General features: G+C 58.3%; 21 protein-coding genes and 1 pseudogene. 13 read left to right on the top strand and 9 right to left on the bottom strand.

The annotated features are described in order from the left end of the window. Positions 1-87 precede the first annotated feature (87 nt). From D5125_02710 to D5125_02650, 13 genes and pseudogenes are all read left to right on the top strand, one after another. On the top strand, positions 88-345 hold the full coding sequence (locus tag D5125_02710) for an addiction module antitoxin (protein ID QFY88481.1): 258 nt from the start codon (positions 88-90) through the stop codon (positions 343-345). A 6-nt stretch (positions 346-351) separates the two neighbouring features. After that, entirely contained in the window at positions 352-672 is a 321-nt protein-coding gene (locus D5125_02705; GenBank protein QFY88480.1) for a type II toxin-antitoxin system RelE/ParE family toxin, read from the top strand. 265 nt (positions 673-937) lie between these two features. Continuing rightward, positions 938-1,354: a putative toxin-antitoxin system toxin component, PIN family gene (locus D5125_02700; GenBank protein ID QFY88479.1), complete on the top strand. Its 417-nt coding sequence runs from the start codon at positions 938-940 to the stop codon at positions 1,352-1,354. Further along, positions 1,351-1,617 carry a toxin-antitoxin system HicB family antitoxin gene (locus tag D5125_02695; protein QFY88478.1) on the top strand — a complete coding sequence of 89 codons (267 nt, stop codon included), beginning with the start codon at positions 1,351-1,353 and terminating at the stop codon, positions 1,615-1,617. Before D5125_02700 ends, D5125_02695 begins: the two co-directional genes overlap by 4 nt. Before the next feature lie 590 nt (positions 1,618-2,207). Then, complete coding sequence (locus D5125_02690) at positions 2,208-2,747, top strand: type I restriction enzyme HsdR N-terminal domain-containing protein (GenBank protein ID QFY88477.1); 540 nt, start codon at positions 2,208-2,210, stop codon at positions 2,745-2,747. Continuing rightward, positions 2,672-2,845 carry a hypothetical protein gene (locus D5125_02685; GenBank protein ID QFY88476.2) on the top strand — a complete coding sequence of 58 codons (174 nt, stop codon included), beginning with the start codon at positions 2,672-2,674 and terminating at the stop codon, positions 2,843-2,845. Before D5125_02690 ends, D5125_02685 begins: the two co-directional genes overlap by 76 nt. Before the next feature lie 45 nt (positions 2,846-2,890). Further along, positions 2,891-3,001 (top strand): hypothetical protein, encoded by a 111-nt coding sequence (locus D5125_02680; protein ID QFY88475.2) that lies wholly within the window; start codon positions 2,891-2,893, stop codon positions 2,999-3,001. Between the two features lie 38 nt (positions 3,002-3,039). Continuing rightward, positions 3,040-3,279, top strand: a complete 240-nt coding sequence (locus D5125_02675; protein QFY88474.1) for a type II toxin-antitoxin system VapB family antitoxin — start codon at positions 3,040-3,042, stop codon at positions 3,277-3,279. Then, the gene (locus D5125_02670; GenBank protein QFY91036.1) at positions 3,276-3,671 is read left to right on the top strand and encodes a PIN domain nuclease; all 396 of its coding nucleotides are present in this window, start codon (positions 3,276-3,278) and stop codon (positions 3,669-3,671) included. Before D5125_02675 ends, D5125_02670 begins: the two co-directional genes overlap by 4 nt. Beyond that, positions 3,668-5,121 (top strand): annotated as a pseudogene (locus D5125_02665) (SAM-dependent DNA methyltransferase). The gene D5125_02670 and the pseudogene D5125_02665 overlap by 4 nt, the downstream one beginning before the upstream one ends. Beyond that, positions 5,108-5,347: a hypothetical protein gene (locus D5125_02660; GenBank protein QFY88473.1), complete on the top strand. Its 240-nt coding sequence runs from the start codon at positions 5,108-5,110 to the stop codon at positions 5,345-5,347. Before D5125_02665 ends, D5125_02660 begins: the two are co-directional and overlap by 14 nt. Continuing rightward, positions 5,334-5,531, top strand: a complete 198-nt coding sequence (locus tag D5125_02655; GenBank protein QFY88472.1) for a hypothetical protein — start codon at positions 5,334-5,336, stop codon at positions 5,529-5,531. The genes D5125_02660 and D5125_02655 overlap by 14 nt, the downstream gene beginning before the upstream one ends. 57 nt (positions 5,532-5,588) lie before the next feature. Further along, complete coding sequence (locus tag D5125_02650; protein QFY88471.1) at positions 5,589-5,798, top strand: hypothetical protein; 210 nt, start codon at positions 5,589-5,591, stop codon at positions 5,796-5,798. A gap of 24 nt (positions 5,799-5,822) precedes the next feature. On the opposite strand, the gene D5125_17265 is transcribed toward D5125_02650, so the two are convergent. The 9 genes from D5125_17265 to fnr form a co-directional block, all read right to left on the bottom strand. After that, positions 5,823-6,029, bottom strand: coding sequence for a hypothetical protein (locus D5125_17265; GenBank protein QPB72192.1), 207 nt, complete (start codon positions 6,027-6,029; stop codon positions 5,823-5,825). Positions 6,030-6,117: 88 nt separating this feature from the next. Continuing rightward, positions 6,118-7,701, bottom strand: coding sequence for an ATP-binding protein (locus D5125_02640; GenBank protein ID QFY88470.1), 1,584 nt, complete (start codon positions 7,699-7,701; stop codon positions 6,118-6,120). 109 nt (positions 7,702-7,810) lie between these two features. Then, positions 7,811-8,317 (bottom strand): FixH family protein, encoded by a 507-nt coding sequence (locus D5125_02635; GenBank protein ID QFY88469.1) that lies wholly within the window; start codon positions 8,315-8,317, stop codon positions 7,811-7,813. 8 nt (positions 8,318-8,325) lie between these two features. Next, positions 8,326-9,729, bottom strand: coding sequence for a cytochrome c oxidase accessory protein CcoG (gene ccoG / locus D5125_02630; GenBank protein QFY88468.1), 1,404 nt, complete (start codon positions 9,727-9,729; stop codon positions 8,326-8,328). A 151-nt stretch (positions 9,730-9,880) separates the two neighbouring features. Next, entirely contained in the window at positions 9,881-10,810 is a 930-nt protein-coding gene (gene ccoP / locus D5125_02625) for a cytochrome-c oxidase, cbb3-type subunit III (GenBank protein ID QFY88467.1), read from the bottom strand. Beyond that, complete coding sequence (locus tag D5125_02620; GenBank protein QFY88466.1) at positions 10,803-10,982, bottom strand: cbb3-type cytochrome c oxidase subunit 3; 180 nt, start codon at positions 10,980-10,982, stop codon at positions 10,803-10,805. The genes ccoP and D5125_02620 overlap by 8 nt, the downstream gene beginning before the upstream one ends. Before the next feature lie 5 nt (positions 10,983-10,987). Continuing rightward, positions 10,988-11,614, bottom strand: coding sequence for a cytochrome-c oxidase, cbb3-type subunit II (gene ccoO / locus D5125_02615; GenBank protein ID QFY88465.1), 627 nt, complete (start codon positions 11,612-11,614; stop codon positions 10,988-10,990). 18 nt (positions 11,615-11,632) lie between these two features. Further along, positions 11,633-13,075 (bottom strand): cytochrome-c oxidase, cbb3-type subunit I, encoded by a 1,443-nt coding sequence (gene ccoN / locus D5125_02610; GenBank protein ID QFY88464.1) that lies wholly within the window; start codon positions 13,073-13,075, stop codon positions 11,633-11,635. 463 nt (positions 13,076-13,538) lie between these two features. Next, entirely contained in the window at positions 13,539-14,300 is a 762-nt protein-coding gene (fnr, locus tag D5125_02605) for a fumarate/nitrate reduction transcriptional regulator Fnr (GenBank protein QFY88463.1), read from the bottom strand. Between the last annotated feature and the right edge of the window lie 46 nt (positions 14,301-14,346).

Genomic DNA, 14,346 nt, shown 5'->3' with positions numbered 1-14,346 from the left:
ATCAGCATCGCCCCGTCGTAGCTCAAGATTGCCCATGTATTCGTTTTTGAATATATTGCATACATTCAGTGATCAAAGGAGCCTTTCATGAGCCGAGCAACGACAACTTTGACGGTTCGCCTCAGCGGCGCACTCGGTGACTTCGTTGCCGAGAATGTGGGTGAGCAGGGTGCCTACGAGAACGTCAGTGAATACCTGCGCGACCTGATACGGCGTGACAAGGAACGCAGGGAAGCGGAAGCCTTTGAGCGTCTCAAAACCGAACTGGTCCACGCCTTTGCCGCACCCGAAGCCAGCTATCAGCCATTGACGGCAGCGGACGTAATCGCCCGCAACCGAGCCTGACAGCGTATGGCCAAAGCCACTATCCGCGTCCAGGAGGCGGCATCCTTCCGACTGGACGAGATCTACCGTTACACCCGAGATCACTGGGGCGAACAGCAGGCTGATCGCACCATCACCGGCCTGTTTTCTGCCTTTGATGGCATTGCAGATCACTTGACCCCATCGCGCCCCATACCGGCCGAGTTGGGTATCCAGGGCTATTTCTTTTGCTACGAACGCCATATTATTTACTGGCGGTGGCTGGCGAATGGCGATATTGGTATTGTCACCATCCTGCACGAGCGCATGCACCAGATCGGTCGCTTCCACGAAGACTTCAGCGTCTAACCCGTTACCATGTTTAATCTTTTACCATGTGATCGCTTGTAACCATTTCTGAGTCTTATGATGAGATTTATCTGGGCAAGCGTAGCGGGTTCGTTACCGCAGCTGGCTGAGATTGGGTTACTGATTCTATGTGCTGGTATTCGTTAGCGGTGGTTTGGTTGCTACCGGTTGCACGTTAAGCGATTACCCTTTGGCCCCCGGCAGGCGGCAAGAGCCGTTCGCTGCTGCATTTGCACTGGTTGCGGTATCACCTATAATACCAAATATGAGATCTGATATCGTTCTGGATACCAATGTATTGTTAGCAGCGTTGCGCTCATCTCGCGGGAGTTCGTTTGCCTTGCTGTCACTGCTGGCAGAGGACCACTTTACCCTGCATGTTTCAGTTCCCTTGGTTGCCGAATATGAGGCCGTACTCAGGCGAGGGCAGTTAGAACTCACCGATGGTCAGATTGACGATGTGCTGGATTTTCTTTGTGCCAGGGCCTGCCACCATGAAGTCTTCTATCTCTGGCGGCCGCAATTGCGCGACCCCGATGATGACTTCATCCTGGAATTGGCCGTCAAGGCACAGGCATCCATCGTCACCTGGAATCGAGCCGACTTCAAACGCGCCCAGTTGTTTGGCATTCAGGTGTTGACCCCGGCAGACTTACTCGACATCGTGGAGAAAAGATCATGAGCACCATCAGCGTCCGTTTGCCCGATTCGCTACATCAATTGATCCGCGAGGTGTCGAAAGCGGATCAAGTATCCATGAACCAGTTCATCGCGTCCGCGGTAGCCGAGAAGGTTTCGGCCCTGACCACCGAGCGATACCTGATGGAGCGCGCCCAACGTGGAAACGAACAAAAGTTCCGCCAGGCCCTGGCCTCTGTGCCTGATGTTGAGCCCGAGGAGTTTGATCGGCGCAATGACTCACATGGAAGGGCGTCAGGCTCATGAAATAATCCCATCAGGTCTCCCAGCAGATCGGCACTGAGCCCCCCGTCCATAACGCCCGGCGAGTCAGGCAGGGTTATCGATAAAGACCCTCGCGAATAAACACGGAAGAAATCGACGTCAGTCAGATAGCCGCCATGATGGGAACGAACTCTTAGACGTCCGAGGGCGGAGCTTGAGATATACTGAATCAATCATTGGAGGGATTTAAGTTGCTGCCAACGCTGCCCCTTGAAGAAATCGGCCCAGCCCTATCGGCCAAGACGAGCCTACCATAGTCTGCGAGCGGCTTGGCCAAAGCGGGAACTCGCCAACGATCACATCCTTGATGCCTTGGTCGGTGCAGTGGGTGCCAGCCTAGGAGCCTGTCGGATTTAGGATGCTGCTACTGCGCCGGTGGGAAGAACGGCCCAGAATCGCTTTAAACATTGGCCTCGATGTTTTGTTGCCTAGGCCCACTCAGCGCCTCAAAATCGTGAAAATTTGTTCTCGCTCTCCCACCTTGCTCACTACGGGTACCTAAACCCGACAGGCTCCTAGCGTGCTAATATTCAAAAAACCTGCCCTGAAGATCTAGGCAGAGGGGTCAAGAAATGGACCAGCAGAAGCTGTCAGAAACCGACATCCGCACCAAGTTCATCACCCCAGCCATCATCAAGGCAGGCTGGGATGTGCACACACAAATCCGCGAAGAAGTCGCCCTAACCAGTGGCAAGATTCTGGTCCGTGGTCAAAAGCACAAGCGCGGCGCGCCCAAGTTCGCCGACTACATCCTCTACTACAAACCCAACATTCCCATCGCCGTCATTGAGGCCAAGGACAACAGCCACGCCCTGGGCGATGGCATGCAACAGGCGCTCAATTACAGCCAGATGCACGGTGATCTGCCTTTCGTGTTCAGCTCCAATGGCGATGGCTTCCTGTTCCACGACCGCACCCAGACCCAAGGCCAGATCGAAACCGAGTTGAGCCTCGACCAATTCCCCAGCCCCGACGACCTCTGGCAAGGCTACTGCACCCACCACGGCCTGACCGAACCGGCTTGCTCTGGGAGGCTTTGCAGGAAGGGGTCGGCAAGGACCCTGATCCCTTCGATCTCATCTGCCACATCGCCTACGGCCAGCCCCCGCTGACCCGAAAAGAGCGGGCCAACCAAGTGCGCAAGCGCAACTACTTCAGCCAGTATCAGGACAAGGCACGACTGGTGCTGGATGCCCTGCTGGACAGGTAGGCCGACCAAGGCATCGAGAACATCGAGGAGACCAGCATCCTCAATGTGCCGCCCTTCAATGAGATCGGCACGCCCATCGAAATCGTGCGGATGTTTGGTGGCAAGCAGGGTTATCAAAGTGCCATCCAAGAGTTGCAGATGCAGCTATACACATAAAAGACTAGACTCTGCGTATAAATCCAAAGGGGCTAGCCATGACACAACAGACCCACCAGAACAGCACGCGAACCAACATCGTCCTCAATACCGAGCTGGTGCAAACCGCCCTGCGCATGACCGGCCTGAAGACTCGGCGCGAATTGGTTGACTATGCCCTGCGCGAGCTAGTGCGCCATCAGCAGCAGATGAAACTGCTGGAGCTAAAGGGCAAGGTCAACTGGGAAGGGGACTTGGATACCATGCGCATCAGCCAAACGCCGGGGGATTGGGCTTGATACTGGTGGACAGCAGCGTCTGGATCGACTTTTTCAGGGGGCAGGACGCACCGCATGTCCAACAGCTGGAGCAAGCCATCCGCAACCGCCGGGACCTTGCCATCTGCGGCATCATCCTGACCGAGACCCTGCAAGGCATCCGCAACGACACGCGATACAGGCAGGTCAAGGACCACTTCAGTTCCCTCATCCTGCTACCGATGGAGCAGCCGGTGTTCATAGGTGCCGCCGACATCTACCGGACACTGCGCAAGCAAGGTCAAACCATTCGCAAAACCAACGATTGCATCATCGCCGCCACGGCCATCCATTACCGTAGCCAGTTACTGCATAACGACAGAGATTTTGTTGTGCTCAGTCGCCACACACCCTTGGAATTGCTGCAAGCATGAGCATCACCACCACCATAAAATCCATCCAAGACATCATGCGCAAGGACGCCGGGGTCGATGGCGATGCCCAGCGCCTTGGCCAGCTCGGCTGGCTGCTGTTTCTCAAGATCTTCGACGATCAGGAGCAGGAGCTGGAACTCACCTACGACAACTACCAATCCCCCATCCCCGAGCGGCTGCGCTGGACCCACTGGGCCACCGACCCCGAAGGCATCACCGGCGACAGCCTGCTCGACTTCGTCAACAACGACCTGTTCGATGCACTCAAAACCCTCAGCCTGCGCAACAAAAGCCCGCGCGCCTGCGTCGTCCAAAGCGTGTTCGAAGATGCCTACAACTACATGAAGAACGGCACCCTGCTGCGTCAGGTCATCAACAAGCTCAACGAGATCGACTTCAACCGCAGCGCCGACCGCCACACCTTCAACGACATCTACGAGAAAACCCTCAAGGACCTGCAAAATGCCGGTAACGTCGGAGAGTTCTACATCCCCCCCGCGCCGTCACCCAATTCATGGTCGATCAGATCGACCCCCAGCTCGCCGAGCAGATACTCGACCCGGCCTGCGGCACCGGTGGCTTTCTTGCCTGCGCCATCGAGCACCTGCGCAACCACCATGTGCAGAGCCTGGAACACCGCGACCAGCTCCAGAGCGCCATCCACGGCATCGAAAAGAAGCAGCTGCCGCACCTGCTCTGCACCACCAACATGCTGCTGCACGGCATCGAAGTGCCCAGCCAGGTGGTCCACGACAACGCCCTCACCCGGCCCCTGCGTGACTACGGCCCGCAGGACGAGGTGGACGTCATCCTCACCAACCCGCCCTTCGGTGGCATGGAAGAGGACGGTATCGAAAAGAACTTCGGCAGCTTCAGCACCCGCGAGACCGCCGACCTGTTTCTGGTGCTGATCATGCGCCGCTTGAAACACAAGGGCCGCGCCGCCATGGTCCTGCCTGACGGCTTCCTCTTCGGCGAAGGCATCAAGACCCGCATCAAGGAAAAGCTGCTGACCGAGTGCAACCTGCACAGCATCGTCCGCCTGCCCAACGGCGTCTTCAACCCCTACACCGGCATCAAGACCAACCTGCTGTTCTTCACCAAGGGCGAGCCAACCGGAGAAATCTGGTACTACGAGCACCCCTACCCGCAAGGCTACAAGTTCTACTCCAAGACCAAGCCCATGCGCATCGAGGAGTTCGAGCCGGAGAAGGCCTGGTGGACCGACCGCAAGGAAACCGAACAGGCCTGGCGCGTCGGCATCGATGCCATCAAGGCCAACAACTACAACCTCGACATCAAAAACCCCAACAAGCCAGACCACGGCCCCGGTGACCCCGACCAACTGCTGGCCAACTATAATCGGATTCAGCAAGAGATCGCTGCGCTACAGAATCAATTGAAACAAACGCTAACCAATGCGCTGGGAGAATCAAATGCAAGCCTATGAACTGACCGCCCACATTGACGAGCAGGGCAACATGCACCTACCCGACGACTGCCGCGCTCTCTACGGCAAAGATGCCCGAGTCATCTTGCTGCTTGAAGATCGCAACCTAAAAAATCAGAAAACGGAAAAAGGGCTGGAACAATTTGCCGGAGCATTGAAAAATTTCCCCAGCTTCGCTGGCGATCCCGTGGAGATACAAAGGAAAATGCGGGATGAATGGCGCTAAGTTTCTGCTGGACACCAATTTCATCCTCGGCCTGCTCAACAACCACCCTGCCGTCCTGGAGTGTATCAACACCAAAGCCGTGCGGATTGAGGCATCCGGCTACAGCGTCATCACCCGCATGGAGCTGCTAGGCTTTCCGGTCCTAGATCAAGCACTTGCAAAGGCGATGGAGCAAGATGCATGAGTAAGGATAACTGCGACCTCAACATCAGCAACCCCAACGGGCCCTGGAGGATCGACCATGAGCACCACCGCAGAACGAATCTGTCAAACCGCTCAGCAATTACCCGACAGCCTCGCCCTGGAAGCCCTCCACTATATGGAATATCTGCGCACTCGGGCCAATGCGACGGAAGGGGAAAGCAACCTCATGCAGGCGCAACAGCCCAGCATGCAGCAAGTCTGGGACAACCCGGATGACGAGGTATGGAATGTCCAGCCAACCCGGTGATCTGGTGCTGATAACCTTTCCCTATCAGGCAGGCAAGGACAAGCCATGACCAAGTCCCAATTCCTCCACCAGTTCGGCCCATTCCTCGACGCTGCCAACGGCATCCAGAAACTCCGCGAGCTGATCCTGCAACTGGCGGTGCAAGGCAAGCTGGTGCCCCAGGACCCCAGCGATGAACCGGCCAGCGAGCTGCTGAAGCGGATCGAATGCCGTTGCATGTCGAGGAGTCATAATCTCAAAAGCAAGATTGCAATTAGCGCTGCCCAAAGATGGATTGCGTGGCCGTGGCAGTCAGAGCCGATGGCTGGCTCTTTGGCAGCTATTGCCGCTTTAGCCAATCCGCCTGGATCAGATTGCGCTCCTCCCGGCCAAACACCAGACCCAGCTCGAACAGGCCCTGGCTGGCCTTGCCGCGATACTTCTCGCTGTAGCCCCTGGCCTGGATCTGCTCCAGCGCCGGGTTTTCCCTTTCAACCAATTCAGCGGCGGAGTCCAGCAGCTTGATCTCCATCACATAGATCCAGCCTTCCAGTTCGATAGTCATATCCACCTGACCCTGGTTGGTGATGTCCTCAGGGATCACCTGGGCGTTGAGGCTTTCAAAAAAGGCAAACAGCACCGAGGCGTAGTAGCCCTCGAAATCGGCCATGGCGTTGTGGGTGGAGTTACGCCAGGGAATGGCAGCGAACAGGCGCTTGAGGGTGGCGATGAGCTGGGGCAGATCAGCCTCGATCAGGGTGTCGTACAGCTGATCCTGATAACGCCCGCGCTGATCCATGGGCAGGGCCAGATAGGCGTCCAGGAAGTACTTGTTCAGCGAGGTCTTGACCTCTTGGTTCGGTACCACCAGACGAAATTTCAGCTCCTCATGGCGGGTGCGCACCGAGTCTATGGTCAGATAGCCTGATTGAAACAGCAGGGTGACCGGGTTGATGTGCTCGATATCGAAGGAATCCAGGATCTCCTCGCCCACCTCGATGCTCTCCAGCTCGGGCAGAAAATAGCGCCGCTGGCGGAATAGCTTGACCAGAAAGGAAGGGCTGCCGGTCTCGACCCAGTAATTGCGGTACATGCGGTCATTGCTGATGAACAGCAGGATATCGAAGGGGTTATAGACCGCCTCACCGAGAAAGCGGTAGCCGTTGTACCAGCGGCGCAGCCTGGCCCAATCCACCCCGGCCAGATGCCCGCCAAAGCTGGTCTCCAGGTCCTGCTGGGTGTAACCGCAAATCGTGGCGTAGCTTTTGTCCAGGGTGATGTCTTCCAGCTGATTGATGCCGGAGAAGATGCTCACCTTACTGAACTTGGTCACCCCGGTGAGGAAGACGAATTGCAGGTGGGCATCTTCCTCCTTGAACACCGCATAGAGGTTCTTCAGGCCCTCGCGCATCTGCGCCGCCACCTCGGGGTTCTCGATGTTATCCAGCATCGGCTTGTCGTACTCATCCACCAGTACCACCACCTTTTCGCCGCTCTGCTCCCGCGCATGGCGAATGAGCTGGGACAGGCAACCGGGCACGTCATTGCGCTCCCAGTCACAACGGACTCCCAGGCGTTCCTGGTTCTTTTCCAGAATCTGATAGATACGCACATCCAGTGCCTCGCGCTGCCTCAGTTCGCCACCGGCAAAATCGATCTTGATCACCGGATGGCGTCGTGACCAGTCCCATTGGTCATGGATATAAAGATCGCGGAACAGCCGCTCATTGCCCTCGAACAGCTGCTGAAAGGTATCCACCAGCAGGCTCTTGCCAAAACGGCGCGGACGGGAGAGAAAAAAGCGCCCAGGGTACCGGGTGAGCCGGTGTACCAGCGGGGTCTTGTCGATATAGACCATGCCCTCGTCGATCAGGGTGGCGAGGGTGCTGTGGCCGGTGGGCAGGGGTTTGAGCTGGCTGTTCATGGGTGGGATTCTACCCCTTGCGCGGCTCCGGGCAACATTCTTGCCGTGGTCTGTAGCTTGCTGGAATCGCGGGCAGGCCCGCTCTTCCACCAGCGGCCGCCCTAGGGCTTCAGGGCTCCAGTGTGGCGCGGCTGCTCTGCGGGAAGCGGGTGCGGCCGCTGAGCTTCCATTCGGCGTTTTCCGGGGCCAGGCTCAGCCGCCAGCTGGCCAGGTCCAGCTCCGGCAGGCGGCCGGTGTAGGTGCCGTCGCCTATGCCCAGCAGGTTCATGTCCTGGTCTCTGCCCTTGATGGTGGGGTGGATCAGTTGCAGCCTGAGCTGGTTGGGCAGGTCTTTGAGTTTGCCTGAGAGTTTGGCGCGCAGCTCGCGGGTGTCCTGATCCAGAAACAGCTGGGCCTTGAGTTGCATGGCCTGGGCAAAGCGTGCCTTGGACAGGTCCTGGTTGATCGCCAGGCCCTCTTTGTAATAGTCGTCCGATACCAGGCCATCGGCGGTCTGCACCGCCGTCTTAATCAGAAACATTGAGGCCACTACGGCGGTGGCCGGGATGCTGATGATGAACCAGGGCCAGAATTGCCGGTACCAGGGTCTGTCGTCTTCCATCGGGTGATGATTCATGGGGTGGTTTATCCTCTGGGGCCGAGAAAGCGGTTTTCTTGGGTCACTTCAAGCCCTTCGGTCTTGACCGACCTGATGTGGAAATTCAATTTGCTGGTGGCGGATTTGAGATTGACCGGGTCCACCTTGACCCGCAGCGGCTGGTCCAGGATATCACCGGCGGGCACCTGCAGGGTCTTGCTGTCCAGTACCAGTTCGGCCCCCTCAATACCGCTGATGCTCAGTTCATAGACCTCATCGCGCTCCTGCATGTTGAGTACGCGCAGAGTATAGACGTTTTCGATCAGGCCCTGGTTGTTCTCCACATAGAGGGTGTTGCGGTCGCGCAGTATGTCCACTTGCAGGGGTACGCGGGTGGCCAGGCTGTAGAACAGCGCCAGGGTGATGAGCAACAGCAGGGAGCCATACACCAGCACTCGGGGGCGGAACAGGTCGGTCTTGCCGCCGGACAGTTCGTGCTCCGTGGTGTAGCGTACCAGGCCCTTGGGGTAGCCCATCTTTTCCATCACCTCATCGCAGATGTCGATGCAGGCGGCGCAGCCGATGCACTGGTATTGCAGGCCGTCGCGGATGTCGATGCCGGTGGGGCAGACCTGTACGCACAGCTTGCAATCGACGCAGCTGCCCAGGTCCAGCTCCTCTGGCTTGGCGCTCTTCTTGCGTGCGCCACGGGGTTCGCCGCGCTGTTCATCGTAGGCAATCAGCAGGGTGTCCTTGTCGAACATGGCGCTCTGGAAGCGGGCATAGGGGCACATGTAGATACACACCTGCTCACGCAGCCAGCCGGCGTTGCCGTAGGTGGCCAGGCCGTAGAACAGGATCCAGAAGGTCTCCCAAGGCCCCAGGGTCAGGTTCAGGCTGGATTGCCAGAGTTCCGTGATGGGGGTGAACCAGCCGACGAAGGTGAAGCCGGTCCAGAGGGAAAACAGCAGCCAGACCAGCTGCTTGGTACCGCGTCTGAGCAGCTTTTCGGCGTCCATCGGTGCCTTGTCCAGCTTCAGCTGTTGCTGGCGGCTGCCCTCGATCTTGCGCTCGATCCAGAGAAAGATCTCGGTCCACACCGTCTGCGGGCAGGCGTAGCCGCACCAGAGGCGACCGGCGATGGCGGTGAAGAAGAACAGGGCCAGGGCGCTGATGATCAGCAGCATGGCCAGGTAGAAGAAGTCCTGCGGCCAGAGGGTCAGGCCGAACAGGTGAAATTTGCGTTCCGGCAGGTCGAATAGAATGGCCTGCTGGCCGTTCCATTGCACATAGGGCATGCCGTAGAAGAAACCGAGCAGGGCGACCATGGCGACATTGCGCCAGAGAGCGAAGAGGCCGTGGACCTCGCGCGGGATGATCTTCTCGCGCTTTTTGTAGAAGGCCATTTCCTCCGGGTCGCGTCGGGGGGGCGTGTTGGATTCATCGTTCATGCTGGGTTCCTGACGGATGGATGACCCGACAAGGGTATTCCTTTATTCGCCTGAGTGCATTGACATGCCGCAATAGATATTGCGCAATGCTATGTTCTTAAAAGAAAATGCCCGGTCAAGCCGGGCATTTTCCAGGCCAGAAGCAGTCGGCTCAGTTGGACAGGCTGTAGATGTAGGCGGCAAGGACGTGGATCTTGTCCTCACCCAACAGGGCCTTGTGCGCGGGCATGACGCCGCTGCGGCCTTCGGTGATGGTCTTTTTGATCACGCCGGGGCTGCCGCCGTAGAACCAGGTGTTGTCGGTCAGGTTTGGCCCGCCGAGCATCTGGTTGCCGGTGCCGTCCATGCCGTGACAGGCGATACAGCCGTTGGCGGTGAACTCCTGCTTGCCCGCCTCGGCCTTGGCGGCATCCACCTCGCGACCGCTCAGGCTCAGCACATAGTTCGCCAGCTGATCGATCTTCTCCTCGCCCAGGTGGGCATGGGGCGGCATGACGCCGTTACGGCCATTGGTCAGGGTGGCGACGATCTGCTCCGGCGCGCCGCCCCAGAGCCAGTCGTTATCAGACAGGTTGGGATAGCCGGGTGAGCCCTTGGCATCGGAACCGTGACACTGCATGCAGTAGGTCAGGTAGAGGCGCTTGCCCATGCCGTTGGCCTCTTCGTTCTTGGCCAGTTCGGGGATGGCGATGGCGCGGAACTGCTGGTAGATGGGGTCATAGCGCTTGGCCGCGCGATCCATCTCCCGCTCGTACTGGCTGGGCGCGCCTGTGGTGACCACCTCGCGGTTGGATTTGTCGGCGCTGGTCCATTTCAGCACCCCATCCCAGACGCCGGGGTAGATGATCAGGTAGATGACACCAAACACCAGGGTGGCGTAGAACAGCCACAGCCACCAACGCGGCAGGGGGTTGTTGTACTCCTGCAGGTCGCCGTCCCAGGTGTGGCCGGTGACATCGCCCTGGGCGGATTCGCCCTCGCGTTTCTTCATGGTCCACATCACCAGCCAGAGACAGGCGAGGATGTTGCCTACGGTCAGGATGAAGATCCAGCCGCTCCAGAATGTACTGAATTCACTCATGATGGGTTTCCTTCTTAATGGTTGCCTTGTGCTCTTCTTCGTCGGCAAAAGGCAGGTTCGCTGCTTCGTTAAAGGAGGATGTACGCTTTTTGCTGAATACCCAGAAGATCAGGGCAATGAACAAGACCAGCAAGATGAGCGTATGCCAGGCACGGAAGTCATTGATATCCATGCTGATTACTTACCCTTCAGGGCCAGGCCAAGGCCTTGCAGATAGGCCACCAGGGCCTCGGCCTCGGTCTTGCCCTTGACCTCGTCTGCGGCCTTGGCGATCTCCTCCTCGCTGTAGGTTTCACACTTGGGGCAGGTGGCGCCCACCACCAGGTTCATCACCCGCAGCTTGGCGGCGGTGTCCGCGCCGTCCAGCTTGGCATCGAACAGCCAGGGGTAGGAGGGCATGTTGGACTCGGGCACCACGTCGCGCGGGTTGTACAGATGGGCAAAGTGCCAGTCATCCGAATAGCGCGCGCCTACCCGGGCCAGGTCCGGGCCGGTACGTTTGGAGCCCCACTGGAAGGGGTGGTCATAGACCGACTCACCCGCCACCGAATAGTGACCGTAACGCTCGGTCTCGGCACGGAAGGGACGTATCATCTGCGAGTGGCAGTTGTAGCAGCCCTCGCGGATATAGACATCACGGCCCTCCAGACGCAGGGCGCTGTACTTGTGTACCCCCTCGGTCGGCTCGGTGGTTTCAGGTGTGGCGAACAGGGGGACGATTTCCACCAGACCGCCGATGCTGACCACGACGATGATCAGCACGATCAGCAGGCTGAGGTTTGTTTCGATCTTTTCATGTGACATGGTTTTGGCTCCCGTCGATTAGTGGCCAACGGCCTGAGGGATGGCGTCATCGGCCTTCTCGGCGCTGCCTTCGTTGATGGTCTTCATGACGTTGTACATCATGATGAACATACCGATCAGGAACAGCAGGCCACCCAGTACGCGCACCCAGTAGAAGGGATAGGTGCGCTCAACCGACTCGATGAAGGAATAGGTCAGGGTACCGTCGGCATTGACGGCGCGCCACATCAGGCCCTGCATGACGCCGGCGATCCACATCGCGGCGATATACAGCACCACGCCGATGGTGGCGATCCAGAAATGCAATTCCATCAGCGGCTTGCTGAACATCTCGGTCTTGCCGTAGAGGCGCGGGATGAGCGCATACAGAGAGCCGATGGAGACCATGGCCACCCAGCCCAGGGCACCGGAGTGGACGTGACCCACGGTCCAGTCGGTGTAGTGAGACAGGGCGTTGACGGTCTTGATCGACATCATCGGGCCTTCGAAGGTGGACATGCCGTAGAAGGACAGGGAGACGATGAGGAACTTGAGGATCGGGTCGGTACGCAGTTTATGCCAGGCACCGGACAGGGTCATGATGCCGTTGATCATGCCACCCCAGGAGGGTGCCAGCAGGATCAGGGACATCACCATGCCGGCAGACTGGGCCCAGTCGGGCAGGGCGGTGTAGTGCAGGTGGTGCGGCCCGGCCCAGATATAGGTGGAGATCAGGGCCCAGAAGTGCACCACCGACAGGCGGTAGGAATACACCGGACGCCCAGCCTGCTTGGGCACGAAGTAGTACATCATGCCGAGGAAGCCGGCGGTGAGGAAGAAGCCCACGGCGTTATGGCCGTACCACCACTGCACCATGGCATCGATGGCACCGGGGTAGAAGGAGTAGGACTTCATGAAGCTGCCACCGTACAGGGCAATGGGCACGGCGGCGCTATTGCCCAGATGCAGGATGGCGATGGTAATGATGAAGGCACCGAAGAACCAGTTGGCCACATAGATATGCTTGGCCTTGCGCTTGGCGATGGTGCCGAAGAAGACCACGGCATAGGCCACCCAAACCACGGTGATCAGCAGGTCGATGGGCCATTCCAGCTCGGCGTACTCCTTGGAGGAGGTAAAGCCCAGGGGCAGGGTAATGGCCGCCAGCACGATCACCAGGTTCCAGCCCCAGAAGGTGAAGGCCGCCAGATTGCCGCCGAACAGGCGTGCCTGACAGGTACGCTGCACCACGTAGTAGGAGGTGGCAAACAGGGCGGAACCGCCAAAGGCGAAGATAACCGCGTTGGTGTGCAGGGGGCGCAGGCGGCCGTAAGACAGCCAGGAAATGCCCTCGAACAGTTGAGGATAGGCCAACTGGGTGGCGACGATGACGCCGACCAGCATGCCCACTATGCCCCAGATGACCGTCATGACGGCAAACTGGCGCACGACCTTATAGTTATAGGTGGTCTGTGAGTCCATAGGAGTCTCCGCTTGTGAACAACAAAGGTAAATTCAGCCGGGCTATACGGAACCGCCCGAAAGAATGCTAGGCAGCGGCCAGGCCGCTCAATCCAGGGACGCGATGGCAATCAGCCCTCGCCCCTGGGGCTCAGATGACCGGGCAAATGCGTGATAAGCCGCATTGACCTGAGTCAAGCTGGGCATTTTATAGAGAAATTTAATCAAAAACGATATAAAACAATTTGATCATGGATAAGCTGAGCTTTGTGTCACTTAACCGGCTGTCAGGCGTAAGTATTTCTAAATACTTGAATTTATTTCTCGGTCTCTTAAAAGAGAATAGGTCGGGTATTTTTGCTGCGGAAAGCGCCTGATTTCACTTGTTCCCGCTATGCTCCGGGCAAAGCATTGGGCGCTGAGAACTGGGTGAGGGGATAAATAGCGGGCCGTGGGCAGGGCAAGGGAGCCTGAGCGGGGTGGCCTATTTTCCGGCCGCTTGCTGCTGGCCCTTGCGCTGTACTCGGGTGTCGTTGCCGGCCAGGTAATGCAAGCGTTCCAGGTTCAGCAGGCGGATGTGTTTGCGGTTGACGATCAGCAGGCCATCTTCCTGGAAGCGGCTGAGCAGGCGGCTGATGGTCTCCACCGCCAGGCCCAGGTAGTTGCCGATCTCGCTGCGCGACATGCTCAGGTAAAAGTCGGTGGGGGAGAAGCCGCGCCGCTGGAAACGACAGGACAACCCGGTCAGGAAGGCGGCCAGGCGCTCCTCGGCATTCTTGCGGTTGAGCAGGCTGAGCATCTTGGATTCATCCGCAATCTCCTTGCTCAGCAGGCGGAACAGCTGGTGTTGCAGGTCAGGGATCAGTTGCGACAGTTCGCTGAGCTGGTCAAAGGGCAACTCGCATACCGCCGTGGTCTCCAGTACCTCGGCATCGCAGGTGTAGCTGTCCTCCTGGATGGCATCAAAGCCGATGAACTCGCCGGGCAGATGGAAGCCCAGCACCTGCTCGCTGCCATCGGGGTTTTGCCGTACCGTCTTGATCGAGCCGGTCTTGACCACAAACAGGCTGGTGAAGGGGCTGTGCGTACTGAACAGCAGGTCGCCGCGATGCAGGGGGCGGGTGCGCTTGACGATGCGTTCCAGCTTGGCCAGGTCAGGGCCGCTCAACCCGGTGGAGAGACAAATACCAAGCAGTGTGCAACTCTTGCAGACAACCTTGCTGTTAAAGGCGATAACCGGGTTCATGGATGGGTTCAATTCAAACGATGCGCCATTTTGCAGCCAGCACCGG

This window comes from gamma proteobacterium SS-5, from assembly GCA_009497875.2.
In the GTDB taxonomy this organism is placed as follows: domain Bacteria; phylum Pseudomonadota; class Gammaproteobacteria; order Chromatiales; family Chromatiaceae; genus Magnetovirga; species Magnetovirga frankeli.
Note: the sequence above shows the minus strand (reverse complement) of the source record. Positions and strands in the feature narration are given on the sequence as shown.